At 66.1% G+C, this 21,742-nt stretch carries 24 protein-coding genes; 8 read left to right on the forward strand and 16 right to left on the reverse strand.

Going from position 1 to position 21,742, the window contains the following annotated elements:
* Positions 1-348: 348 nt before the first annotated feature.
* Both ACMGG8_RS14325 and ACMGG8_RS14330 read left to right on the forward strand, forming a co-directional pair.
* Positions 349-1,155: an AraC family transcriptional regulator gene (locus ACMGG8_RS14325; RefSeq protein ID WP_108546336.1), complete on the forward strand. Its 807-nt coding sequence runs from the start codon at positions 349-351 to the stop codon at positions 1,153-1,155.
* A 233-nt stretch (positions 1,156-1,388) separates the two neighbouring features.
* Positions 1,389-1,805: a hypothetical protein gene (locus tag ACMGG8_RS14330; protein WP_060840239.1), complete on the forward strand. Its 417-nt coding sequence runs from the start codon at positions 1,389-1,391 to the stop codon at positions 1,803-1,805.
* 17 nt (positions 1,806-1,822) lie between these two features.
* On the opposite strand, the gene ACMGG8_RS14335 is transcribed toward ACMGG8_RS14330, so the two are convergent.
* Together ACMGG8_RS14335 and ACMGG8_RS14340 are read right to left on the reverse strand one after the other, a co-directional pair.
* On the reverse strand, positions 1,823-2,269 hold the full coding sequence (locus ACMGG8_RS14335) for a GNAT family acetyltransferase (RefSeq protein WP_235759832.1): 447 nt from the start codon (positions 2,267-2,269) through the stop codon (positions 1,823-1,825).
* Between the two features lie 57 nt (positions 2,270-2,326).
* Complete coding sequence (locus ACMGG8_RS14340) at positions 2,327-2,770, reverse strand: hypothetical protein (RefSeq protein WP_414159779.1); 444 nt, start codon at positions 2,768-2,770, stop codon at positions 2,327-2,329.
* Between the two features lie 554 nt (positions 2,771-3,324).
* Between ACMGG8_RS14340 and ACMGG8_RS14345 the strand changes: the two genes are divergently transcribed.
* Complete coding sequence (locus tag ACMGG8_RS14345; RefSeq protein ID WP_060840236.1) at positions 3,325-3,714, forward strand: hypothetical protein; 390 nt, start codon at positions 3,325-3,327, stop codon at positions 3,712-3,714.
* 367 nt (positions 3,715-4,081) lie between these two features.
* Here the strand turns inward: ACMGG8_RS14345 and ACMGG8_RS14350 are convergent, their stop codons facing one another.
* Entirely contained in the window at positions 4,082-5,233 is a 1,152-nt protein-coding gene (locus ACMGG8_RS14350; RefSeq protein WP_235759833.1) for an MFS transporter, read from the reverse strand.
* A 232-nt stretch (positions 5,234-5,465) separates the two neighbouring features.
* Between ACMGG8_RS14350 and ACMGG8_RS14355 the strand changes: the two genes are divergently transcribed.
* On the forward strand, positions 5,466-5,936 hold the full coding sequence (locus tag ACMGG8_RS14355) for an Lrp/AsnC family transcriptional regulator (protein WP_414159780.1): 471 nt from the start codon (positions 5,466-5,468) through the stop codon (positions 5,934-5,936).
* 3 nt (positions 5,937-5,939) lie between these two features.
* Here ACMGG8_RS14355 and ACMGG8_RS14360 read toward each other — a convergent pair whose 3' ends face one another.
* On the reverse strand, positions 5,940-6,830 hold the full coding sequence (locus ACMGG8_RS14360) for a LysR family transcriptional regulator (protein ID WP_414159781.1): 891 nt from the start codon (positions 6,828-6,830) through the stop codon (positions 5,940-5,942).
* A gap of 98 nt (positions 6,831-6,928) precedes the next feature.
* Between ACMGG8_RS14360 and ACMGG8_RS14365 the strand changes: the two genes are divergently transcribed.
* The 4 genes from ACMGG8_RS14365 (at position 6,929) to ACMGG8_RS14380 (ending at position 10,228) form a co-directional block, all read left to right on the forward strand.
* Positions 6,929-7,927 (forward strand): cyclase family protein, encoded by a 999-nt coding sequence (locus tag ACMGG8_RS14365; protein WP_108546340.1) that lies wholly within the window; start codon positions 6,929-6,931, stop codon positions 7,925-7,927.
* A gap of 32 nt (positions 7,928-7,959) precedes the next feature.
* Entirely contained in the window at positions 7,960-8,388 is a 429-nt protein-coding gene (locus tag ACMGG8_RS14370; protein WP_060840231.1) for a RidA family protein, read from the forward strand.
* 75 nt (positions 8,389-8,463) lie between these two features.
* Positions 8,464-9,459, forward strand: coding sequence for a diaminopimelate epimerase (locus ACMGG8_RS14375; RefSeq protein WP_414159782.1), 996 nt, complete (start codon positions 8,464-8,466; stop codon positions 9,457-9,459).
* A 109-nt stretch (positions 9,460-9,568) separates the two neighbouring features.
* On the forward strand, positions 9,569-10,228 hold the full coding sequence (locus tag ACMGG8_RS14380) for a hypothetical protein (protein ID WP_060844157.1): 660 nt from the start codon (positions 9,569-9,571) through the stop codon (positions 10,226-10,228).
* Between the two features lie 12 nt (positions 10,229-10,240).
* Here the strand turns inward: ACMGG8_RS14380 and codA are convergent, their stop codons facing one another.
* From codA to ACMGG8_RS14440, 12 genes are all read right to left on the reverse strand, one after another.
* The gene (codA, locus tag ACMGG8_RS14385) at positions 10,241-11,497 is read right to left on the reverse strand and encodes a cytosine deaminase (protein WP_414159783.1); all 1,257 of its coding nucleotides are present in this window, start codon (positions 11,495-11,497) and stop codon (positions 10,241-10,243) included.
* A 181-nt stretch (positions 11,498-11,678) separates the two neighbouring features.
* Positions 11,679-12,950 carry a cytosine permease gene (gene codB / locus ACMGG8_RS14390; RefSeq protein ID WP_414159784.1) on the reverse strand — a complete coding sequence of 424 codons (1,272 nt, stop codon included), beginning with the start codon at positions 12,948-12,950 and terminating at the stop codon, positions 11,679-11,681.
* Positions 12,951-13,116: 166 nt separating this feature from the next.
* Complete coding sequence (locus tag ACMGG8_RS14395; protein WP_060840226.1) at positions 13,117-13,314, reverse strand: helix-turn-helix transcriptional regulator; 198 nt, start codon at positions 13,312-13,314, stop codon at positions 13,117-13,119.
* Positions 13,311-13,685: a hypothetical protein gene (locus tag ACMGG8_RS14400; protein ID WP_102864620.1), complete on the reverse strand. Its 375-nt coding sequence runs from the start codon at positions 13,683-13,685 to the stop codon at positions 13,311-13,313. The genes ACMGG8_RS14395 and ACMGG8_RS14400 overlap by 4 nt, the downstream gene beginning before the upstream one ends.
* 85 nt (positions 13,686-13,770) lie before the next feature.
* Positions 13,771-14,394 (reverse strand): NUDIX hydrolase, encoded by a 624-nt coding sequence (locus tag ACMGG8_RS14405; RefSeq protein ID WP_060844153.1) that lies wholly within the window; start codon positions 14,392-14,394, stop codon positions 13,771-13,773.
* A 101-nt stretch (positions 14,395-14,495) separates the two neighbouring features.
* Positions 14,496-15,467 carry an oligopeptide/dipeptide ABC transporter ATP-binding protein gene (locus tag ACMGG8_RS14410; RefSeq protein WP_060840223.1) on the reverse strand — a complete coding sequence of 324 codons (972 nt, stop codon included), beginning with the start codon at positions 15,465-15,467 and terminating at the stop codon, positions 14,496-14,498.
* Entirely contained in the window at positions 15,464-16,459 is a 996-nt protein-coding gene (locus ACMGG8_RS14415) for an ABC transporter ATP-binding protein (RefSeq protein ID WP_060840222.1), read from the reverse strand. Before ACMGG8_RS14415 ends, ACMGG8_RS14410 begins: the two co-directional genes overlap by 4 nt.
* Positions 16,456-17,355 (reverse strand): D,D-dipeptide ABC transporter permease, encoded by a 900-nt coding sequence (gene ddpC, locus ACMGG8_RS14420; RefSeq protein WP_060844151.1) that lies wholly within the window; start codon positions 17,353-17,355, stop codon positions 16,456-16,458. Before ddpC ends, ACMGG8_RS14415 begins: the two co-directional genes overlap by 4 nt.
* Before the next feature lies 1 nt (position 17,356).
* Positions 17,357-18,373, reverse strand: coding sequence for an ABC transporter permease (locus ACMGG8_RS14425; protein WP_060844150.1), 1,017 nt, complete (start codon positions 18,371-18,373; stop codon positions 17,357-17,359).
* 118 nt (positions 18,374-18,491) lie between these two features.
* Positions 18,492-20,069, reverse strand: coding sequence for an ABC transporter substrate-binding protein (locus ACMGG8_RS14430; RefSeq protein ID WP_060844149.1), 1,578 nt, complete (start codon positions 20,067-20,069; stop codon positions 18,492-18,494).
* A gap of 149 nt (positions 20,070-20,218) precedes the next feature.
* On the reverse strand, positions 20,219-20,776 hold the full coding sequence (gene ddpX, locus ACMGG8_RS14435; protein WP_060840218.1) for a D-alanyl-D-alanine dipeptidase: 558 nt from the start codon (positions 20,774-20,776) through the stop codon (positions 20,219-20,221).
* 32 nt (positions 20,777-20,808) lie between these two features.
* Positions 20,809-21,669: a MurR/RpiR family transcriptional regulator gene (locus ACMGG8_RS14440; protein WP_060844148.1), complete on the reverse strand. Its 861-nt coding sequence runs from the start codon at positions 21,667-21,669 to the stop codon at positions 20,809-20,811.
* Between the last annotated feature and the right edge of the window lie 73 nt (positions 21,670-21,742).

The following is a 21,742-nucleotide window of genomic DNA, read 5'->3' on the forward strand; positions in this document are numbered from 1 at the left end:
AGGGCGCGCCGTTCAATCGGTAACCCTGTGCGGCGCCGGCAAGGTTCGCCGGCGCCGCACAGCGGTTGCACCACTGAACCCTTGAGGAATGCACCATGTCCCGTCGTATTGCACTGCTGATTGTCATGGCCACGATGCTGTCTTTGGGGGGCTGCGTGGTTTACCCCGGGCACTACCACGGCTGCTGCTACCGCTATGGCTACTACCGCTAGAGCCCCGGGCCGCACGTCGGCGTGATCCGGGGTGCTTGGCTAAGCCCCATGGGCCCGGCACAATCCTCGACCTTGCAGGGCAGGCACCGGCGTCGCGCCGATGGCGGAAATGCCCCGGGAGCGCGGAGGAAGGTGGATGCCCGTCTTGAAACACCAGGACCAGGACCCGGATGCGATTGCGCGTCCGGTGTGCGCCCTGCGCATCTCGATGCAAGAAGAGCGCTGGGAGCGGCCGTGGCACAGCCATCGCAAGGCCCAGTTGCTGTTTCCCGCGGGCGGCGTGCTCAGCTGCGAGAGCGCCGAGGGCCTGTGGCTGGCGCCGCCGCAGTGCGCGGTATGGATTCCCAGCGCGATCGAGCATCGAGTCCAGGGGCTGCAGAACGCCCAGGGCTACTGCCTGCTGGTCGAGCCCGAGCACGCCCGTGCGCTGCCTCAGGCCTGCTGCACCCTGGTAATGTCGCCGTTGTTGCAGGAGCTGCTCAGGCGCTGTGCGCAGCTGCCGTTCCTGTATGACCAGGACGGCGCCGCCGGGCGCTTGGTCGCCGTGACCCTGGATGAACTGGCGGTCGCGCCCCGGGAGCAGATTCACCTGCCCATGCCCCGGCACGCACAACTGCGGCGCCTGGCCCAGCAGATCCTTGAACAGCCGCAGCGGCGCCTGAGCCTTGGGCAATGGGGCGAGCAGATCGGCCTCAGCGAACGCAGCCTGAGCCGCTTGATCGTGGCCGAGACCGGCCTGAGTTTCGGTCGCTGGCAGCGTCAGTTGCACATCCTCCTGGGGCTCAGGCAATTGGGCCGGGGCGACTCGGTGGAGCGTGTGGCGCTGACCCTGGGCTATGACAGCGCCAGCGCCTTTATCCGCATGTTCAAGAAAGCCGTGGGCCAGCCACCGGGGCGTTTCTTTGCCGAGCGCCGCCAGGCGCTGGAAAGCGACGCCCTGTAGCCGCTGCCGAGCCCGCGAGGCTGCGAAAAGACCCGCAGGGCCTTGCCGGGCGCTGTCCGGTCAAACTCACGATCGCTGTGGCCGGTCGGCGTGCCGCCCAACCCGTTTGCCGCCTGTGGCAGTGGCGATATCTGGCCGGATTGATCAATAACTTGTCGATCTCGGCTGATGCGGACAGTGGTTCCGGGGAAGATGATAAGCATTCTTGTTTGTCAACTTCTTGAGGTGTTCCCATGTACTTCGATCATCAGCATTTTCCCCTGGTCTGGATGCGTCGCGCCGAGGACGCAGGGCAGCCCGGAGTCGACCCTTTCCAGCAGTTGGAGGCATTGATGCAGCGTGCTCAGGCCTTTGTCCTGATGAGCGATGTGCTTCCTGAGCCCGAGCAGCGCAACAGCCAGCAGAACAAGGCGTTGCTCAAGCAGGGTTCGTTGTGGATGAAGCGCAACAAGGCGGCGATCCGCCGCTGGATCAAGGCGATGATCGTCATCGCCCCGCAGCCGGAAGCCCAGGCCGGCGTCGAGGCTTTTGCCAGGAACTATGAAAAGTTCTGGGGCTACCCACTGCTGCACAGCGCCTCGCCGCTGGCGGCCATCAGCCTGGCCCAGCAACTGCTGGCGCCACCGCGCAGCAACCTGAACAACTGGTGAGGGCGGCGCGGCTGCCGTCAGCCGCGCCGGTGCTCGGGGACGTTGGCGGTGATCACCTTGCCCATGCTGACCCGGGGTTCAACCTGATACCCCAGGGCCTGGTAGAAGCCCTGCACCGCGGCGTTGCTGCTGAGGATCTGTAGGTTGATCTTCAGGCAGCCGCGGGCGCCCAGGGCCTGCTCGCCATGGCGCACCAGGGCCCGGCCGGTGCCGAGCCGGCGCTGTTGCGGGTCCACCGCCAGGGAGTACAGCCAGCCACGGTGGCCGTCGTAGCCGGCCATTAAAGTGCCGATGACCTGAGCTTCGGCCAGGGCGACGAAGAACAGCCCGTCATCCACGGCGAGCTTGCGGTCGATGGCCAGCTCCGGGGCGTTGTGGGCGGTGTCGTAACCGAAGACACGCTCCCACAGTTCGATCACCGGCTGGCGGTGCTGGGTGTTGCGGTACTCGACGAGTTGGATCATGGCGTGGGCTCGATAAAGGGTTGAGCACCGGGGCGCGGGTATGGCCGGTGGCAGGTTTCAGTCCTGGTGGCCGGGCCAGGTTTCGGTGGGGAAGTAGGCTTCCAGCCCCGGCTCCTGGTGGTCCACCCCGTCCCGGGTCCAGTAGCAGCTCAAGCGCGAGTAGTTGTCCAGGTCGCCGCGCACCAGGCAGGTGGCGCTGTGCCCGGGCTCGCTGAAGCGCAACACATCGGCCTCGGCCATGGTGGCCCGCTCCACCTTGCCGATGGCGGTGGTGGTCTTTCCGTTGATGGTCTTGACCAGGGTCAGGGCCTGGTTTTCATAGCGGATCACCGCGGTGCCGGAGTAGGTCGGGCCGCCGTCCGGCTCCTTGCCGATCAGCATGAACTGGCCGGGCACCATGCTGTAGTAGATGTGCGGCTCCTGGTCCTGCTTCGGCGCGGCCTGGGCCGTAAGGCTGGCCAGCAGCAGGCCGAGAAGGGGCGCGCGGGAGAAATGCGGCATCGGTGCTCACTCCTGTTGAGGCGGGGGGGCCATGATTCCAGACTTGGCGTTGCAGATAAATGCCCGGGCGGCTAGCGATGTTCGATCACCCGGTGTTCCACGGTGTCTGGCAACTCAGCTTTGGAGGGCTTAGCCGCAAGCTGCAAGCTTGGAGCTTGGAGCTTGGAGCTTGGAGCTTGGAGCTTGGAGCTTGGAGCTTGGAGTGGAGGCGGGCTTGAAGGTCGTTGGAACGGGGTTTGGTCGCTTTCTTTTGTAAGGCAAATCCGAGAAACTGCGGGCCGCTTGAATGCGCCTGGTGGGCGGGCTAGGGTGCCTGGGCCATCGCCAAATCGATGGCTCGGATGTGCAAGTCCGAATTTTGCTAAGGCGTAGAAACGCTCAGCCATGCTTGGGCGTTTTTCATGTCCGCTGTGTCATGGCGGCCGTGCGCGGGAGATCTTCGGATCTGCCGGGTGTCCTAGCAAACTCGGTCTTGCACACCTGCGTACGGCTGCCACCCTTATTCGTGTGCAAGCGAACGGTGTCGGCTCCTATTCTTAGCTAGGAGTTTGACCATGAAAAAGATCGTTCCCGATCCACCGACTTCTTCCTATCGCGATCCCCAGCTCAAGGCCGCCAATGCTTCCGTGCGTGAAGCGCTGGCCCGGCATCCATTGGACCTGGCGATGTTCCAGTTCAAGACCACGGCCCAGGCCGTTGCTCCCGACTCGCTGTTCAGCGTGCGCCCGGGCGTGGGCGTCGAGGAGGCGCTGGTGCATGTGGCGTTGCTGCTCAAATGCGCCGAGGAGGTCAGTGATGAAATCACCCGGCAGGGCAGTGGCCTGGAAACTGGGTTGATCTGGTCCATGGTGCATTCGGTGGAGATGGCGCGGGCGGTGGTGGAGGCGTTGCTCGATGGCGCTCCGAGGGATGCTGTTGGCCTTGGAGTAGAGGGCGGTTGTTGATGGGGTACATATCCGTTGCTGCGGCTGTGGCCACTGGCGGTTTCGCTTTTACAGCGACTCACTTTTGACGGACGCAAAAGTAAGCAAAACGTCTCTGCCCCTGCATCCGGCGCCTCGCTAAGGCTCGGCGTTCCCTCGTTCCGGCATTGCTCCGGGGGCACGCCGCCACAGGCCATCCATGGCCTGGGGCGGCTAGCTCGGCATCCTTGCCGAGCTGCCCCCTGCGCAATGCCTGCACTCGGCCTCCTGAAGGGGCAGCAAGATCAAAAGCCAAAGACTTAGCTGCAAGCCGCAAGCCGCAAGCCGCAAGCCGCAAGCCGCAAGCTTGGAGCTTGCAGCTTGCAGCTTGGAGCTTGGAGCTTGGAGCTTACAGCTTGAGTATTCTGCCGCTGGCGGCCACTGCCAACAGCAGCACGGCGATCAGGCCGAAGGCCGCGCTCAGGCTGCTGCCGTGGGCAATGAAGCCGATCACCGCGGGGCCGGCAAGGATGCCGGCATAGCCCAGGGTGGTGATGGCCGGTACGGCGATGCTCTCCGGCATGACCTGCTGTTTGCCCACGGCGCTGTAGAGCACCGGCACGATGTTCGAGCAACCCGCGCCCACCAGGGCATAGCCCAGCAGCGCCGCTTCCCAGGCCGGGGCCAGGGTCGCCAGCAGCAGGCCGGCGGCGGCGGTGCTGCCGCCGATGACGATCACCCGGCGCGCGCCCAGTCGATGGACGATGGCATCGCCGGTCAGGCGGCCCAGGGTCATGGTCAGGGCAAAGGCGGCGTAACCCAGGCCGGCGTAGGCTGCATCCAGGTCGCGCTCGGCGGTGAGAAACACGGCGCTCCAGTCCAGCACCGCGCCCTCGGCGAGGAACACCACGAAGCACAGGCAGCCGATGAACAGCACCACGCCATGGGGCACGGCAAAGGCCGGGCCCGAGCTCTGGCTGCCGTAGGGCAGCATGTGCGGCGCGGCCTTGAGCAGCGCCAGCAGCGTCAGGACGATCACCACCAGGGTCGCGCCCAGCGGCGACAGGCCGAGGCCGAGCAAGGCGCTGACCCCCGCGGCACCGACGATCCCGCCCAGGCTGAACAGCCCGTGAAAGCCCGACATCATGGTCTTGCCGCTGGCCCGTTCGACGATCACCGCTTGCAGGTTGACCGTGGAGTCCACGCCGCCCAGGCCCGCGCCGAACATGAACAGCGCCGCCATCAGCAGCGGGATCGAGCTCAGGGTCGCCAGCAGCGGCAAGGCCAGGCAGATCAGCAAGGTGCCACCGGCCATCACCCGCCGGCAGCCGAAGCGCCCGGCCAGGGCCCCGGCAATCGGCATCGCCAGGATCGAACCCACCCCCAGGCACAACAGCAGCAGGCCCAGGGTGGCTTCGTCGAGCCCGGCCCGGGCCTTGGCGTAGGGCACCAGCGGAGCCCAGGCGGCGATGCCGAAACCGGCGATGAAAAAGGCGATGCGGGTGGACATCTGTTCGAGGCGGCCGGGGGTGGCCTGCATGTGGGTGTTGCTGGCAGTCATAAAAATCCTTGGCGATAAAACTCGCTGCCGGCCACCTGATGCCCCCATGGCGTGATGGCGGCCGGGTCGGGGATTGTGACAAATCCAGCCAGTGAAGGTTGCAGTAATCGCCACGGCGCTGCGCCAGGGCCGGAAATAATAGTGCGCAAGCCGGCGCGTTGTTTCGCATAATCGGCCGCTTTGCACAAAAACATTGCAGCGCGTGCCGTCCGCCTCCGGAGTTTTCCTGCCCATGAATGCCAGTCTCGACGCCTATGACCTGAAGTTGCTCGCCGAGCTGCAGCGTGACGCCAGCACCGCGCAAAGCGAGCTCGGGCTGCGGGTCAACCTGTCCACCGCCGCGGTCAACCGGCGGCTCAAGCGCCTCAGCGACGAGGGTGTGATCGAGCGCTACAGCGCCATCGTCGCCCCCGATGCCCTGGGGCACGAGCTGAGCATCATCGTCGAGGTGGAAGTGGAGAGTGAGCGCATCGACCAGATCGACGCGCTCAAGCGCAGTTTCCAGGCCTGCCCCCAGGTCCAGCAGTGCTACTACGTGGCCGGCGAGTGCGACTTCGTGCTGATTTTCTGCGTGCGCAACATGGCCCAGTACACCCAGCTGACCCGCGAGCTGTTCTTCGACAACCCCAACGTCAAGCGCTTCAAGACCCTGGTGGCGATGAACCGGGTCAAGGTCGGCCTGGACGTGCCCACGTCCGGCTGAGGTTCAGGGCTCCTGCAGCGCTTGCACGAGAAAATCCACGAACACCCGGACCTTCTGCGACAGGTGGCGCTGGCTGGGGTACAGCGCATAGATATGACGCTCGGCCAGGTGCTGCTCCGGCAGCACCCGCAGCAGTTGGCCGCTGTCCAGCAACGGTTGGGCGACGAACCCGGGCAGCGCGCCTATGCCCAGGCCGGCCACCAGCATGTCGGCCAGCAGCAGGCTGTTGTCTGCGGAGAAATGCACCGGCAGCTCCAGCCGGGTCTGGCCTTCGGGGCCTTGCAGTTGCCAGCGCCCCGGGTGTTCCGCCAGCCGGTAGGCCAGGCAGCGATGCTGATGCAGGTCGGCAATGCTCGTCGGCGTGCCGGCTTCTTGCAGATAGCCCGGCGCGGCGCAGATGAGCTGTTCCACTTGCCCCAGGTGGCGGGCGATCAGTGACGAATCCTCCAGTTGCCGGCGAATCCGCAACGAGACGTCGAAGCCTTCGCCCACCACGTCCAGCACCTGGTCGTTGAGGGTCAGGTCCACCTGCAACTGCGGGTAGCGCTGCATGAAGGCCACCAGGATCGGCGACAGCACCTTGAGCCCGAAGGACAGCGGCGCGTTGACCCGCAGGCGCCCGCCGGGTTCGTGCAGGCCGGCCTGGGTGGCCCGCTCCAGGGCGTCCAGCTCGTCCAGCAGGTGGCAGCATTCGCTGAAGTAGCGCTGCCCGGCCTCCGACAGGCTCATGCGCCGGGTGGTGCGCAGGATCAACAGGCTGCCCAGGCGTTCTTCCAGCTGGCGCACCTGTTTGCTCACCGCCGCCGTGGACTGCCCGAGATCGGCGGCGGCCTGGCTGAAGCTGGAGCGTTCCGCCACCCGGCGAAAGGTGCGCATGGCCATCAGCACGTCCATATTGTTTCTCCTGGGTTGAATATTTATCCACGAAACCGCTGATTATCTCTGATCGAGCACTCAATACCATGGCCACTTCATTTCACAGGAGTGTTGTCATGGCTTATCGCGCAATGTCGAAGATGGTTTCCGGGGTGTTGGCCCTGTCCCTGCTCAGTGGCCTGTGCAACGCCGCCACGGCGCCCCGGCCCGAGGTGGGCATCAGCCCCTGGGGGCCCAGGGACGAGATCGGTCGCCTGAACCTGATCACCCCCGAGTCCCGGGCGGCGATCATGGCCCGGGTCAGTGGCGCGCAGGCCTATGACCTGGCGGTGGACTACTTCGTCGGCATGCCCAGCTGGCAGGCCGCCGGCGACCCGCCGTACCAGATGTGGATGACCCACACCCCCCACGGCAACGTGATCGCCGACCCGATGCAGGTCGGTGAACCGATGAACCAGCACGTCAGCTACAGCGGTTCGGCGGTGTCGATGTACGCCCACATGGGCACCCATATCGATGCCCTCAACCACTTCGGCCTCAACGGCAAGATCTGGAACGGCTACCGCGCCGACCAGCACCTGGGGGACCGCGGCTGGAACGTCACCGGCGCGGAAAAACTGCCGCCGATCATTGCCCGCGGGGTGCTGATCGACGTCGCCGCGGCCAAGGGCCTGGAGCAATTGGCGGACAGCTACCGGGTCACCCGCGCCGATCTGCAGCAGGCCCTGGCCCGGCAGAACGTGGCCCTGGAAAAAGGCGATGTGGTGCTGATCCGCACCGGGCGCATGCGCGACTTCGACAATGCCCAGCGCTACATGGCCAACCCGCCGGGGCTGAGCCTGGATGCGGCGAAGTTCCTGGTGGAAGAGGGCGGCGCCATGGTGGTGGGGGCCGACAACCTGAGTTTTGAAACCTTCCCCTCCGAGGTCGAGGGCAATTACCTGCCGCTGCACACCTACCTGCTGGCCATGCAGGGCGCGCCGATCATGGAGCTGGTCAACCTGGAAGGCCTGTCCCGGGACAAGGTGTACCAGTTCGCCTTTATCGGTGCTTCACTCAAGCTGCGCGGCGCCGATGCCGCGCCGATCCGGCCCATGGCCTTGCCCATTCGTTGAAGGGGCGAATGGCTTTTGCTCAGGAGATGAACATGTCTACCGCGCTTTTTTCAAACCCGGTGCTGCGCCTGTCCAACCCGCCCGGGCTCTATGACCCCAGCGCCAACGGCTATTCCCATGTGGCACAAGTGGCCGCCGGTGCGCGCCTGGTGTTCATCGCCGGGCAGGGCGGCGAAACGCCTGACGGTCAGTTGGCCGCGGACTTCGCCGCCCAGGTGCGCCAGGCCCTGGCCAACCTGCAGACTGCCTTGGCCAGCGCCGGTGCCGAGGTCAGCCAGGTGGCCAAGCTCACGGTGCTGATCGTCGATCACAGCCACGAGCGGTTGGCGATCTTTGGCCGCCAGTTGCGGGCGTTGTGGGGACCGGCGGCGACCCCGGCCTGCACCCTGATCCCGGTGCCGCGCCTGGCCCTGGACGGCATGCTGTTCGAGATCGAGGCGATTGCCGTGTTGCCGTCCTGAGCCTGAGTTCCCCTCTGGTGGAGCCGCTGCATTCTCCGTAATGTCAGCGGCTCGGTTTTTTCTGGAGGCGGTGTCATGGCGGCGTTCTACGATGCACGGGGCAATATCTATGGGGTGGTGACGCCCGCAGCGCTGCGCGGCCTGGGCATTGCCTTGCCCGGCAGCGCGGCCCAGGCGGCCCGGGACCGGCGCCTGTGGGCCGAACAGGCGATCGCCGCGCTCTGCGACTGGGCCCCGGGCACCCGGCCAGCCGGGGCCAAGGCCCACCGCAGCGATGGTTTGCTGGTGGGGCCGTTCCAGGCTCAGGCGCCCTTCGACCTGTTGATCGTCAACACCGACGGCACCCTGGCCGAGCGCAGCGGCAATGGCCTGACGATCTTTTCCCAGGCCCTGGCCGAACAGGGGCTGCTGGCAACCCAGGGGCCGACGCTGTTGCAGGTGCATCACGATCAAGCCACGGGCGCCTCGCCGGTGGCCACGCAGGTAGAGCCGGCGCAAGTGGCGGGGCAGCAGGGCTTCTGGCTGGATCTGGGCCAGCCGTCCTTCGGGCCCGAGGCCGTCGCGGCGATCGGTGTCGAAGCCGTGACTTTCAACGGTCGCGAGCTGAGCCGGGTGGCGCCGTTGCAGGCGCTGAACCCGCTGTGGGAGCACAGCCAGTTCGTGCGCATCGGCAACCCCCATTGCGTGACCCTGGTGGAAGAAGCCGACGCCTTGCCGAGCAACCCGCAGATGCTCGCGGCGCCGCTGGCCGAAGGGCTGACCGCGACGGCTTTTGCCTTGCCCCTGGGCAGCGGCGAGCCGTGCCCGGCGGGGGTCAACCTGCAATGGGCGATGCGCGAGTCGGCGCAGCGCATCGTCGCCCGGGTGTTCGAGCGTGGCGAAGGGCCGACCGCGTCGTCGGGCACCAGCGCCAGCGCCGTGGCTTGCGCGGCGTGGCGGGTGGGCTGGGTCAAGGCTGGCGAGGTGCAGGTGGTGATGCCCGGCGGCACCGCGCCCTTGCTGTTGCAAGAGACCGAGGGGGTGTTGACCCGGGTGAGCCTGTTCGGCACGGCGCTGGCACTGGCTGAGTGAGGACGCCGGAGTCGCGGTGGCGGAGTGCAAAACGGTTGGAGTTTCTATAGCGTGGCGGCAGTCGCGGCTCATCTCCCGCTACAGCCCACCTCTATGGAAAGGATTCGACATGCAAAAAGGAATGCCCCGCCGAGCCTTGCTCAAAGGCTCGGTTATGGCTCTGGGGGCTTTAGTCGCTGGCAGCCTTGGCGGTTGCCTGACCAGCCAGCTTTACGAAAGCCAAGCCAGCAATGAGGTCTATACGGAAACCGTCAGCCAGTTCTATGTCACGGCGGACGCGAAGAGCTTTGTCATCCTTGGCAAGAAGTACCACTACTTCGTGATGGTCGATCCGAAGTTGCTGCAGGCTATCCAGTCGGACCTGCATGGGAAAATGCAGGCCGAGTTTTCGCAGATCCACGTCAGTGCGTGGCAGAACCTGGAGGGTGAGCTGGTCCTGAGGATTCCCGGGCTGGATCAGCTCGACGCCCAGCAGATCGAGGCAGCCGAGGCCTTGGGTTTCGTGGTGGAGAGGTCGCAGAACGCCCTGTTGCACCGCTATGCCATTCGCGGCAGCCGCTTCAAGTCCAAGCGGGATATCAGCGCCTATCAGGCCAACCCGTTGAACAGCACCTACACCTTGCAGTTCTCGGCGTACCGCGAGAAGAGCAAGGTCGGCCAGGTGCTGTTGACGCCGGTGACCCTCACCGCGGACGGCGTGTTGGTGATCCTCGCCCTGCCGCTGTTGCCGGTGGCGTTCATGGCGGCCCAGCCGTTTCGGGTCAAGTAAGCATCGCTACCGTCAGTCGCCGGCCAATTGCACCTGGGCCATCTGCCGTTGCATCAGCACCTTGCCGTGGCGGATCGAATACAGCGGCAGGCCTTGGCTGCGGATCATTTCGTAATCGCTGTCAGCCGAGAGGATCAGCAGGTTCGCCGGCCGACCTTCCTCAAGGCCGTAGCCTTCGCCCAGGGCCAGGGCCTTGGCGCTGTTGTCGGTGACCAGGTCCAGGGCGCTCTGCAGGTTGCGGTAGCCGAGCATGTGGCAGATGTGCAGGCCGGCTTCCAGCACCCGCAGGATGTTGCCGTTACCCAGGGGGTACCAGGGGTCGACAATCGAATCCTGGCCGAAGCACACGTTCATTCCGGCTTCCAGCAGCTCGTTGACCCGGGTCACGCCGCGGCGTTTCGGGAAGCTGTCGAAGCGCCCCTGCAGGTGGATGCTTTCGGTGGGGCAGGAGACGAAGCTGATGCCCGAGTGCCCCAGCAGGCGGAACAGCTTGGCGCAGTAGGCGTTGTCGTAGGAGCCCATGGCGGTGGTGTGGCTGGCGCTGACCCGCGAGCCCATGCCGCGGCTGCGGGCCTCTTCGGCCAGCACTTCGAGAAAGCGCGAGTGCGGGTCGTCGGTTTCGTCGCAGTGCACGTCCACCAGGCAACCCGTGCGTTCGGCCAGGTCCATGAGGAACTTCACCGAGCTCACGCCCTGGTCGCGGGTGTATTCGAAGTGGGGAATGCCGCCCACCACGTCGGCGCCCAGGCGGATGGCTTCTTCCATCAGTTCGCGGCCGTTGCGGAACGATTCGATGCCCTCCTGGGGGAAGGCAACGATCTGCAGGTCGATCAGGTGCGCGCTTTGCTCGCGCACTTCGAGCATGGCCTTGAGGGCGGTGAGGTCCGGGTCGGTGACGTCGACGTGGGTGCGCACGTGCTGGATGCCGTGGGCGGCCAGGGCGCGGATGGTCTTGTGGGCGCGGGTGCGGGTGTCTTCGGCGGTGATGCTGGCCTTGCGTTCGCCCCAGCATTCGATGCCTTCGAACAGGGTGCCGCTCATGTTCCAGCGCGGCTCGCCGGCGGTGAGGGTGGCGTCCAGGTGGATGTGCGGTTCGACGAAGGGCGGCACCACCAGGTTGCCGCCGGCATCCAGGTGCTCGGGGCCGAAGGGCGCGGTGGTGGTGGGGGCGTCGGGGCCTTGCAGGACAATGCGGGCGATGCGGCCGTTTTCCAGGTGCAGTTGGTGCAGACCTTCACGGTGGCGCAGGCGGGCGTTGGTGATCAGCATCGGGGCAATTCCTCGAGTCGGGCAATCAGTGGTTGCGCCGTGAGATCCGGGCACTGGCCCTTGTCCCACGGTCATTGGACTGTCCTTGCACCGGCCGCGACAGGGCCGGTGGGTGGGGACAGGGTGTTGCATGACCGGGCCATGATAGACCCGGATCGCCTGGAGTGAGCAAGGCGCGGGTTCAGCTGCGAGCCTCGGCGCCGGCACTGGAGCGGGCGCCGAGCCAGGCGCTGAACAGCACATGGCTCAGGCTGGCGACGGCGATGCCCACCAGCGGGGCGACCCAGGGCGAGCAGAATGCCGCCAGGGTGCCCAGGCCGTAGGCGGCCAGCCCCGGCCAGTTCCAGTCCGGCAACTGGCTGTCGGCCAGACGCGGGTAGCGGCCGCGCCAGCGATAGAAGAAGTCGGCCATGATCACCCCGCCAATCGGCGGAATCACCGTGCCCAGCAGCACCAGATAAGGCACCAGCAAGTCGTACATGCCGAGCATCGCCAGCAGGGTGCCGATCAGCGCGCCCACCAGGGTCACGGTCTTGCGCCGGTTGGTGCGCAGCAGGTTGCAGCCGGCCACGGCGAAGTTGTAGATGGTGTTGTCCTGGGTGCTCCAGATGTTCAACAGCAGCATGGCCATGGCGGCCGTGGCAAAGCCCTGCAGCAGCAAGACTTCGACCACGTCCGGCTGCTGGTAGACGATGGCGCCGTAGGCACCGATCAGCACCATCAGGCCATTGCCGAGGCAGAAACCGATCAGGCTGGCGCTCACCGCCACCCGCGCCGAGCGGGAGAAACGGGTCCAGTTGGTGGCCTGGGTGGCGCCGCTGACAAAGGTGCCGAACACCAGGGTCAGGGCGGTGGACAGGTCCAGGCTGGCGCTGGGGGTGAGGGCCAGCAGGCCGTCGAGGCCGCCGACCTGGGTGGTCGCCACCGTCATCGACAGCACCAGCAGCAGACCCATGGCCGGCACCGCGATCCACGACAGGATCTCCAGGCCGCGGTAGCCGATGTAGGCGGTGGCGCAGAAGGCCATGCCGAACAGCAGCATCAACCCCAGCACCGCGCCCGAATCCAGCTGGAAGTACTTGCCCAGTACCACCGCGGCGGTGGCGGTGCCCCAGGCGTACCAGCCGACCTGGGTCAGGCCGAGGATCAGATCGCTGAGCTTGCTGCCCCGTTCACCGAAGCACAAGCGCCCCATCAGCACCGTGTTCAGCCCGCTCTTGAAGGCGATGTAGCCCAGGCTCGCGGCGTAGATCCCCAGCAGCAGGTTGCCGAGGACAATCACCATCAGCAGGGTGGTGAAGTCGAACGCCACCCCCAGCTTGCCGCCGGCGAACATGGTGGCGGTGAAGAAGGTGAAGCCCAGCAGCACCATGGCCATGGAGGCCAGGCCCTTGCGGGCGTGCTGCGGAACTTCGCTCAAGGGGTAGTCATTGCCGGGTTCGTGCTGGGTCATGGGCCTGTCCCTGGTCGCAGTGGTGCCTCGCTGTTGCAGGCGCCGTGCCAAACGGGTCGCCGGAGCGGGTGCCCCAGCAGTTATAGCCGATGCCTGCGGGCCTGCCCCGGCTGCAGGCCGCGCCGGGGCGAAAATGGTGCACGGGCGCACTGCCTCGTGGCCGGGGTCAGTCCTGGTCGGGGTTGAAGATGCTTTCGATAGGCATCTGGAAGGCCCGGGCGATCTTGAACGCCAGGGGCAGGCTGGGGTCGTAGCGCCCGGTCTCGATGGCATTCACCGTCTGCCGGGACACCTCAAGCCGGGTGGCCAGCTCGGCCTGGGACCAGCCTTTGAGGGTGCGCAATTCGCGCAGTTGGTTGTTCATCGGTAGCGCCGCCAGCCGACCACCGTGGCCAGGGCCCAGACCAGGCCCATCACTGGCCACACGTAGAACATCGAGAGCCGGGGCAGGCCGGCGGTTTCCAGGAAGCCGTAGCTGAAGGTGATCAGCGCGGTGCAGACAAAGGACAGTCCCAGGGCTTCGAGCTGGATGCGCCGGGCCAGTTCGTCCATGCGCCGCAACTGGCGCACCACCGCCAGGGCCATGGCCACCATGGGGATCACCGGCACCAGGGCCAGGGCAATCTTGCCCGGACCCGGGCTCATGTCAGCCAGCCAGTGGCTGCTCAAAATCACACAGGCGATATAGGCCAGCAAGGCCAGGCTGAATTCCCCGAAATAGCGTTTGGTGCCCATGGGCGATCTCCTTGAGTAAAGTGTCCTTTACATTAGGTGGGGCGATTTTTCATGTCAAGGGTGCTTTACATTGACCGCGTCATGCTCAGTCGAACAGGGCCACGCTGCGCCGGCCTTCGTGGAAGTCGAAAGCCTCCTGGATATCCCGTTCCACGGTGCGACCCTGGGACAGCGGCGGCAACTGGTCCGGGGCGAAGAACGCCGCGTCGCTGGTTTCGCTACCGGCCACCGGGGCCTCGGCGTCTTGCCGTTCACAGAGAAAGTACAGCTTGTAGAAGTCCCGGTGATCCGGCTTGTAAGGGCCCTTGGCCTTGTGCCGCAGGCCGTACAGCTGGCGCACCGAGACCTGGAGCCCGGCCTCCTCGTGGATTTCCTTGATGATGTTCTGCGCCGCCGACAGGCCCACATCGGCATAGCCCCCGGGCAGGGCCCAGAGGCCATCGTGCTGCTCGCGCACCAGGAGGATCTTGCCGTCCTCGATCAGCGCGCCGCGCACTTCGACCATCGGCGTCGAATAGCGCTGGGCAAAGTCCGAGACCAGATCGGTGATGCGCTCCACGGGCACGTTGCCCAGTTGCGCGAGCATGTCGTGGGCGATGTCGGCGACTTCCTGGTAGCGCTCGCGGTCGTGCACGTCCTTGCAGAAGTGCAGGCCGGTGGAGGCGATGGCTTGCAAGCGTTTGGCGTGGGTCAGCCAGTGGCTTTCCATGGGTGGGGTTCCTGCGGCGTCAGAGAGAAGGCGCCTGTTTTAAGCCCTTGGCACGCAGGGAGCAAGCACCACGCCGTGGCCGGCGGCGTGGTGCCGGTGGATCACCCCGGGAGGTCTTGCCGATGGCAACGCACTTGCTGGGTCGCGCTGCCCTGCAACGGTTGCGGCTTTTCGCAACCCGGGCCGCGGCGGCTGCAGCGGTCGAGAAAGAAGCAGCCGCTGGGCAGCTTGCGGTTGCCCGGCAGTTCGGTGGGCGCCGAGACCTGGCTGTCCGCCAGGGGCGCGCCGAGGCGTGGCACCGCATCCAGCAGCAGTTGGGTGTAGGGATGGCGCGGTCGCTCCAGCACTTGTTCGGCGCTGCCCAGTTCGACGATCTGTCCCAGGTACATCACCGCCACCCGGTCGGCCATGTGCCGCACCACCGAGACGTTGTGCGAGATCAGCACGAAGGTCAGGCCGCGACTGCGCTGCAGGTCCGCCAGCAGGTTGAGGATCTGCGCCTGCACCGAGATGTCCAGGGCCGAGGTCGGTTCGTCGAGGACGATGATGTCCGGGTTCGACGCCAGGGCCCGGGCAATGGCGATGCGCTGGCGCTGGCCGCCGGAGAACTGGTGCGGGTAGCGCTCCAGGTATTCGCTGCGGATGCCCACCTGCTGCGCCACCGTGGCGGCGATCTCGCGCATCTGTGCGGCCGGGGTGTTGCCCAGGGCGAACAGCGGCTCGGTGATGATCTTCCAGATCGGCAGGCGCGGGTCGAGGGACGATTGCGGGTCCTGGAACACGATCTGCACATGGCTGTGGCGTTCGCGGTCGCTGGCGTAGGCCCAGCGCAGGTCGCCGCTGCTGGGCTTGACCAGGCCCATCAGCAGTTGCGCCAGGGTGCTCTTGCCGCAGCCGGATTCGCCGACGATGCCCAGGGTTTCCCCGGGGCGCAGTTCCAGGTCGATGCCGTTCAGCGCGTGGGCGAAGGCCCGGGGCCGGCCCAGCCAGTCATTGCTCAGGGGGAAGCGTACCTGCACGTCGTTGAGGCGCAGCAGCGGCGGGTTGCCGGTTTGCGAGGCGGTGGTAGTCATTGGGCGGACTCCGGGGCGGCCAGCCAGCAGGCGCTCTTGCGCTGCTCGCCGGCGTTGATCGAATGCAGCGGTGGCCGTTGGGCACATATCGCCATGGCCTGCGGGCAGCGCTCGCGGAAGGTGCAGCCAGCGGGCAGGTGGGCGAGGTTCGGCACCTGCCCGGGAATGGTCAGCAGTGGCGCGCCGGGGGCCACTTGCTCCGGCAGGCCGCTGAGCAGGCCGCGGGTGTAGGGGTGCTGCGGATCGAGCATGACCTGGGCGGTGCTGCCTTGCTCGACCACGGCGCCGGTGTACATCACGTAGACCCGGTCGCAGAACTGCGAGACCACCGCCATGTCGTGGGTGATCAACAGGATCGCGGTGCCCCGTTGCCGCGCCTTCTCGCGCAGCAACAGCAGCACCTGGCGCTGCACGGTGACGTCCAGGGCGGTGGTCGGTTCGTCGGCGATCAGCAGTTGCGGGTCGCAGGAGAACGCCAGGGCGATCATCACCCGCTGGCGCATGCCGCCGGACAGCTCGAACGGGTAGGCCTGCAGCACCTGCTCGGGGTCGGCGATGTGCATGTCGCGCAGCAGGGCGATGGCCTTGGCCCGGGCCTGGTCCTGGCTCAGGCGCTGGTGATGGATGATCACGTCGAGCATCTGCCGGCCGATGCGCCGGGTCGGGTTGAGGGCGGTCATCGGCTCCTGGAAGATCATCGCCGCGTCGCGGCCACGGATCTGCAGCAGCTGTTTTTCCGGGGTGGCGAGCATGTCGCGGCCCAGCAGCGACAGGCTGCCGGAGGTGATGCGGTAGCTGCGCTCGGGCAGCAGGCGCAGGCTGAGCATGGCGGTCACCGACTTGCCCGAGCCGGACTCGCCGACCACGCCGACGATCTCCCCCGGGTTGACGTGCAGCGACACGCCGTTGAGGGCCTGCACATTGCTGCGGTAGGCGGGGAATTCCAGGCTCAGGTTATCGATGTTGAGAACGGCGGATGAGCTCATGGTCATTTCCCCTGTTGCCGTGGGTCGAGCAGGTCACGGATGCCGTCACCCAGCAGGTTGAAACCGGTGGCGGTGAACAGGATCGCCAGCCCGGGAAAGGTCGAGTACCACCAGTTGTCGAGGATGAAGTTGCGCCCGGTGGCCACCATCGCCCCCCATTCGGCGGTGGGCTGCTGCGCCCCCAGGCCAATGAAGCCCAGGGCCGAGGCCATGAGGATGGCGCTGCCGATGTCCAGGCTCAGTTGCACCAGCAGCGGCGGCATGGCGTTGCGCCCCACGTGCCAGCTGACGATGTGCCAGCGCCCGGCGCCGTAGGTCTGCGCCGCCTTGACGTAGCCCATCTGGCGGATGCTCAGGGCCTGGCCCCGGGCCAGGCGCACGTAGAACGGAATGCGCACCAGGGTGATCGCCAGCATGGCGTTGAACAGGCTCGGGCCCAGGGCGGCGGCCAGGGCCATGATCAGCACCAGCGACGGCACCGAGAGCATGATGTCCATCAGGCGCATGATCAGGCTGTCGAAGCGCCCGCCGATGATCCCCGACAGGCAGCCCAACAGGCCCCCGGCCAGGCACGAGGCGAAGGCCACGAACAGGCCTACGCCCACCGACTGGCGGCTGCCGTGGAGCACCCGGCTGAACAGGTCGCGGCCGACTTCGTCGGTGCCGAACCAGTGGCTGGCGCTGGGGGCGGCCAGGCGCTCGGCCAGGTTCAGGGCGTTGGGGTCATGGCTCGACAGCCAGGGAGCGAAGGCCATGCACAGCAGCACCAGCAGGGTCATGCATAGCCCGGCGATGGTCAGCGGGCTTTGCCGCACGCGGTAGCCCAGGTAGGCCAGGCGCGCGCGCCAGCCGTTGGCCTGGGCCACGGGCAGCGGCAGGGGAATGTTCAAGGGAGCGGACATCTCAATTTACCTCGCCAATGCGCGGGTCGATCACCCGGTACAACAGGTCGATCGCCATGTTCAGCAGCACATAAATGAACGACACCAGGATGGCGAAGCCCATCACCGCCGGAAAATCCAGGGCCTGGATCGACTTCACCACATAGGCGCCCATGCCCGGCCAGGCGAACACCGTCTCGGTCAGCACCGCGCCGTACAGCAGGTCGCCCAGGGTCAGGCCGAGCACCGTCACCGAGGGGATCAGCGCATTGGGCAGGGCGTGGCGCAAAATCACCGCCCAGCGCGACAGGCCGTAGGCCCGAGCGGTGCGGATGTAGTCCTCGCCGAGCTGGTCGAGCATCGCCGAGCGGATCTGCCGCGCCACCACCCCGAGGTTGACGAAGCCCAGGGTCACCGCCGGCAGGATCAGGTGCTGCAGGGCATTGAAAAACAGCGGGAGGTCCCCGGCCAGCAGCGAGTCGATCAGGTAGAAGCCGCTGATCGTCGGTGGCGGCTCCAGGCCTTCGTCCAGGCGCCCGCTGCCGGGCAGCCAGCCCAGGTTGCCGTAGAACAGCAGGATCAGCCCCAGCCCCAGCCAGAAGGCCGGGGTGGAAATCCCGGTGACCGCCAGGGTGCGGGCTATCTGGTCGATAAAGCGGTTGTGATAGACCGCCGACAACACCCCCAGCGGCACGCCCACCAGCACCGACAGCAGCAGGGCGGCCAGGGCCAGCTCCAGGGTCGCCGGGAAGAAGTTCTGCAGGTCTTCCAGCACCGGGCGGCTGGTGCGGATCGAGGTGCCCAGGTCGCCGTGCAGCAGGTCGAGCATGTAGCGCCCGTACTGCTGGTACAGCGGCAGGTCCAGGCCCAACTGGTGGCGGATGTTCTGCACGATGGCATCGCTGGCCCGGTCGCCGGCGATCAGCCGCGCCGGGTCACCGGGAATCAGGTGCGAGATGGTGAAGGTAATCAGCGAAACCCCGACCACGACCAGCAACAGGCCGAGCAGGCGTTTGCGCAACATATTCAGGAAGGCCATGAGGCAACCTCGTTAACGCTTGACGAACGGCGGGGGCAGCAGCGGCGCCCCGCCGGGGACACGGCAACCCGGCGCCGACCCGGTTCAGGGGCCGGCGACGGGGACTGCAGGCGCGGTCCTACTTGCTGATTTCAGCGATGTTGAACACCTGTTCCAGCATCGGATGGAACACGTAGCCCTTCACCGAATCACGCATCGGCAGGCTGTAGTTCTTCTGATACAGGTAGGCGTAGACGTTGTCCTTGAGGACGATCTTCTGCGCCTTCTGGTACAGCTCGATGCGTTTGGCGGTGTCGTTGGTGGCCGCCGCTTCGCGGATCAGGCCGTCGACTTCCGGGTTGCTGTAGAACGAGCGGTTGCCCGGCAAGCCCTGCAGGCTGGAGTCGAACCAGAAGTTCATGAACATGTAGGGGTCGGCGAAGTCCGGGCTCCAGGAGCCGATGGCCACGTCGTAGTCACCCTTGCCGACCCGTTCACGCATGGTGGCGTTGGCCAGCTTCTCCATCTTCAGGTTGATGCCCAGGGGCGCCAGGCCTGCTTGCAGGGTCAGGCCGATGGACTCCCAGTTGGCGTCCTTGTCCGAGTACAGGTAGGTCAGGTTGCTGATCTTCTGCGGGACCTTGGCCAGGCTGGCCTTGGCGCCGTCGAGGTTCTGCTGCATCAGCGGCAGGCTCGGGTCGTGGGCCCACATGCCGTCGGGGATCGGCCCGTTCATCAGCTTGGCCTGGCCCTTGAGGATGCCGTCGACGATGCCCTTGTAGTCGATGGCCTGGACCAATGCCTGGCGCGCCTCGACGTTGTTCAGGGGCGCGCGCTGGTTGTTCAGGTACAGGTAGTTGACCCGCAGCGAGGGGAAGGTCTGGATCACCACCCCGGACTTGCCGGCCAGGGTGCCGAGCTGGTCTTCGGGCATGTCCTCGATGATGTCCAGGTCGCCGCGTTCCAGTTGCAGGCGGCGCACCGAGGCCTCGCTGATGATCTTGATCACCACCTTGTTCAGGCTCGGCTTGGGCCCGGCGTAATAGCTGTTGGGCTCCAGCGTCAGCGACTGGCCCTTCTGCCAGTTGCTCAGGCGGAAGGCCCCGGAGCCGGCGGTGTGGGTCGACAGGTAGGCGTTGACGTCCTCGCCCTTGTTGGCCACATCCGGGTTGATGATGCCGCCGCCGTTGTGGGCCAGGGTGTAGAGGAAGGGTGCGTAAGGCTTCTTCAGGGTGAAGCGCACGGTCAGCGGGTCGACCACGGCCACGCTCATGTCATCCGGGAAGGCCCCGGACGGGCCTTGCTTGAGCTGCATCAGGCGCTCGAAGGAGAACTTCACCGCGGCCGCGTCCACCGGCTTGCCGTCGTCGAACTTGTTGCCGGGCTTGAGCTTGAAGTCCCAGGTCAGGTTGTCGGCGGAGGTGCTCCAGCTCTCGGCCAGGTCGCCCTGGACTTCGGTGCTGCCCTTGCCGTTCTCGACCTTGTAGGTCACCAGCTTCTGGTAGGCCGGGTAGGTCACGGCCCAGTCGTTGTTGTCGATGGTCACGGCCGGGTCGAGGGTCTGCGGGTCGGCGGCCTTGCCGATCATCAGGGTGTCCTTGGGCGCGGCGGCGCTGGCCGCCTGCCAGGCGCCCAGGCTCAGGGCGGCGCACAGCAGCGACAGGGCGACACGGGTGGACAGACGCACATCAGGGTTATTGCGCAGATTGGGGGTCATGCCGGTTTCCTTGATCATTCGATGTTGGGAAGTTCGTCAGGTTTTTTATAAAAGCTATAACCGGGCAGTTGGAGCTGAAGCGGTGTTGCAGGGCGACCGGCTTGGGGCAGTTAGCTGCCTGTTGTTGTGGCCGGTTGGGGAACGGGACATCAGTGTTCGAAGGGCTGGTCGTGCTCCTGGATCAGGGGGAAGTCCTCGGCGTTGGGCAGCTCGTAGTGCCACCACTCGGTGGGGATCGCTTCGAAGCCGGCGCTGAGCATGATCCCCAGCAGCAGCAGGCGATTGCGCTGCACCTGGGGCGGCAGGTCGCTGTAGAACTGGTGCGACTTGGGCTCCATGGCATCGAAGGCGGTGCCCATGTCCAGCGCCTGGCCGCTTTCATCCACCAGGGTCAGGTCCACGGCCACGCCGCGGGTGTGGTGTGAGCCCAGGCGCGGGTCGCGCACGTAGTCCGGGTCGGGCAGGGCCTGCCACAGCAACTGCTGGGCGTAGGCCGGGCGGTAGGCGTCGTAGATGCGCAGGCCCAGGCCGGCCATGCGCGCCAGCTGGCTGGCCTTGTACAGGCAGGCCGCGGCGTCCTTGTGCAGCAGGCAGCGGGCGTTGCGGTAGATCACCTGGCCGGCCAGGTTGTCGGCGCTGGCGTAGACCAGGTCGATTTCCAGTTGGTGGCGCTGGGCGTCGATTTCGACAAGGGGGCTGTTGTTCACTCACTCACTCCATCTTGGGACAGGCTTGAAGGTCAGGACTCGAACTGGCCGAAGGCTTCCTGCAACGCTCGGTTCTTCGCCAGGCGCTCATCCAGGCGCTCGCCATAGCCCTCGGCCACCGCGGACACCATCAGGTTGAACAGGCAGGTCAGCGGCGCCAGGGAATCCCAGAACTGGCCGACATCGGTTTTCAGTTGCAGCAGGTCCAGCGGGTAGTCCCGGGCCCAGGGGCATTGCAGGTCGGTGACCAGGGCCAGGGGCAGGGCGTTGGCGTTGGCCACTTCGCAGAAGGTCTGGGTGATGGCGGAGTAGGCGCGAAAGTCGGAAATGATCGCGTAGGGCTTGGCGAAGCCCGAGTTCAGGGTTTCCGCGTAGATGCCCGACAGGCCGTCGACGTAATAGACCTTGGGCCGGATGTATTCCAGGTGGCTGTGGAAGGCGTTGAGGATGCCCCGGGTCGACTGGATACCGATGATGAACACCGCGTCGGCCTCGACGATCTGCCGCACGATCGCGCCGAACGCTGGGCTGCGGGCCAGGCCGTAGACATGCTGGATGGCCTCGATCTCGCGATGCATCGAGCGCTCCAGGGCGTCGTCCTGATGGGCTTCGCTGCGAAACGCGCCAAGCCGGTCGGTGATCAGCCAGGAGGCCGGGGTATCGCCGCGCAGGCCTTGCTTGACGTCATCCAGGTTGCGGTAGCCCAGCGAGCGCAGGAAGCGCCCCACGGATATGCCCGTGGTGCCGGCTTGCTGGGCGATGCTGTCGGCGGTCTCGAAGGGCAGTTGCTGGAGGTTGGCCAGCAGGTAGGTGGCGATGCGCTTGCCGGTGGGCGTCAGGCTTGCAAACTGCTGTTCCAGGGTGACTTGGAAACTGTTCTTGTCCATGACCATCTCGCCAGGCGTTCGCGGAAAATGTTATTGAAGTTTCATTTTTGTAATTCGTGTTAGAAACATAACATCGGCT

The organism is Pseudomonas sp. BNK-45 (assembly GCF_047456255.1).
Taxonomy (GTDB): domain Bacteria; phylum Pseudomonadota; class Gammaproteobacteria; order Pseudomonadales; family Pseudomonadaceae; genus Aquipseudomonas.

Coding starts and splice junctions, on each gene's coding strand:
- ACMGG8_RS14325 (WP_108546336.1), top strand. CDS start 349: ATGCCCGTCTTGAAACACCAGGACCAGGACCCGGATGCGATTGCGCGT.
- ACMGG8_RS14330 (WP_060840239.1), top strand. CDS start 1,389: ATGTACTTCGATCATCAGCATTTTCCCCTGGTCTGGATGCGTCGCGCC.
- ACMGG8_RS14335 (WP_235759832.1), bottom strand. CDS start 2,269: ATGATCCAACTCGTCGAGTACCGCAACACCCAGCACCGCCAGCCGGTG.
- ACMGG8_RS14340 (WP_414159779.1), bottom strand. CDS start 2,770: ATGCCGCATTTCTCCCGCGCGCCCCTTCTCGGCCTGCTGCTGGCCAGC.
- ACMGG8_RS14345 (WP_060840236.1), top strand. CDS start 3,325: ATGAAAAAGATCGTTCCCGATCCACCGACTTCTTCCTATCGCGATCCC.
- ACMGG8_RS14350 (WP_235759833.1), bottom strand. CDS start 5,233: ATGACTGCCAGCAACACCCACATGCAGGCCACCCCCGGCCGCCTCGAA.
- ACMGG8_RS14355 (WP_414159780.1), top strand. CDS start 5,466: ATGAATGCCAGTCTCGACGCCTATGACCTGAAGTTGCTCGCCGAGCTG.
- ACMGG8_RS14360 (WP_414159781.1), bottom strand. CDS start 6,830: ATGGACGTGCTGATGGCCATGCGCACCTTTCGCCGGGTGGCGGAACGC.
- ACMGG8_RS14365 (WP_108546340.1), top strand. CDS start 6,929: ATGGCTTATCGCGCAATGTCGAAGATGGTTTCCGGGGTGTTGGCCCTG.
- ACMGG8_RS14370 (WP_060840231.1), top strand. CDS start 7,960: ATGTCTACCGCGCTTTTTTCAAACCCGGTGCTGCGCCTGTCCAACCCG.
- ACMGG8_RS14375 (WP_414159782.1), top strand. CDS start 8,464: ATGGCGGCGTTCTACGATGCACGGGGCAATATCTATGGGGTGGTGACG.
- ACMGG8_RS14380 (WP_060844157.1), top strand. CDS start 9,569: ATGCAAAAAGGAATGCCCCGCCGAGCCTTGCTCAAAGGCTCGGTTATG.
- codA (WP_414159783.1), bottom strand. CDS start 11,497: ATGCTGATCACCAACGCCCGCCTGCGCCACCGTGAAGGTCTGCACCAA.
- codB (WP_414159784.1), bottom strand. CDS start 12,950: ATGACCCAGCACGAACCCGGCAATGACTACCCCTTGAGCGAAGTTCCG.
- ACMGG8_RS14395 (WP_060840226.1), bottom strand. CDS start 13,314: ATGAACAACCAACTGCGCGAATTGCGCACCCTCAAAGGCTGGTCCCAG.
- ACMGG8_RS14400 (WP_102864620.1), bottom strand. CDS start 13,685: ATGGGCACCAAACGCTATTTCGGGGAATTCAGCCTGGCCTTGCTGGCC.
- ACMGG8_RS14405 (WP_060844153.1), bottom strand. CDS start 14,394: ATGGAAAGCCACTGGCTGACCCACGCCAAACGCTTGCAAGCCATCGCC.
- ACMGG8_RS14410 (WP_060840223.1), bottom strand. CDS start 15,467: ATGACTACCACCGCCTCGCAAACCGGCAACCCGCCGCTGCTGCGCCTC.
- ACMGG8_RS14415 (WP_060840222.1), bottom strand. CDS start 16,459: ATGACCATGAGCTCATCCGCCGTTCTCAACATCGATAACCTGAGCCTG.
- ddpC (WP_060844151.1), bottom strand. CDS start 17,355: ATGTCCGCTCCCTTGAACATTCCCCTGCCGCTGCCCGTGGCCCAGGCC.
- ACMGG8_RS14425 (WP_060844150.1), bottom strand. CDS start 18,373: ATGGCCTTCCTGAATATGTTGCGCAAACGCCTGCTCGGCCTGTTGCTG.
- ACMGG8_RS14430 (WP_060844149.1), bottom strand. CDS start 20,069: ATGACCCCCAATCTGCGCAATAACCCTGATGTGCGTCTGTCCACCCGT.
- ACMGG8_RS14440 (WP_060844148.1), bottom strand. CDS start 21,669: ATGGTCATGGACAAGAACAGTTTCCAAGTCACCCTGGAACAGCAGTTT.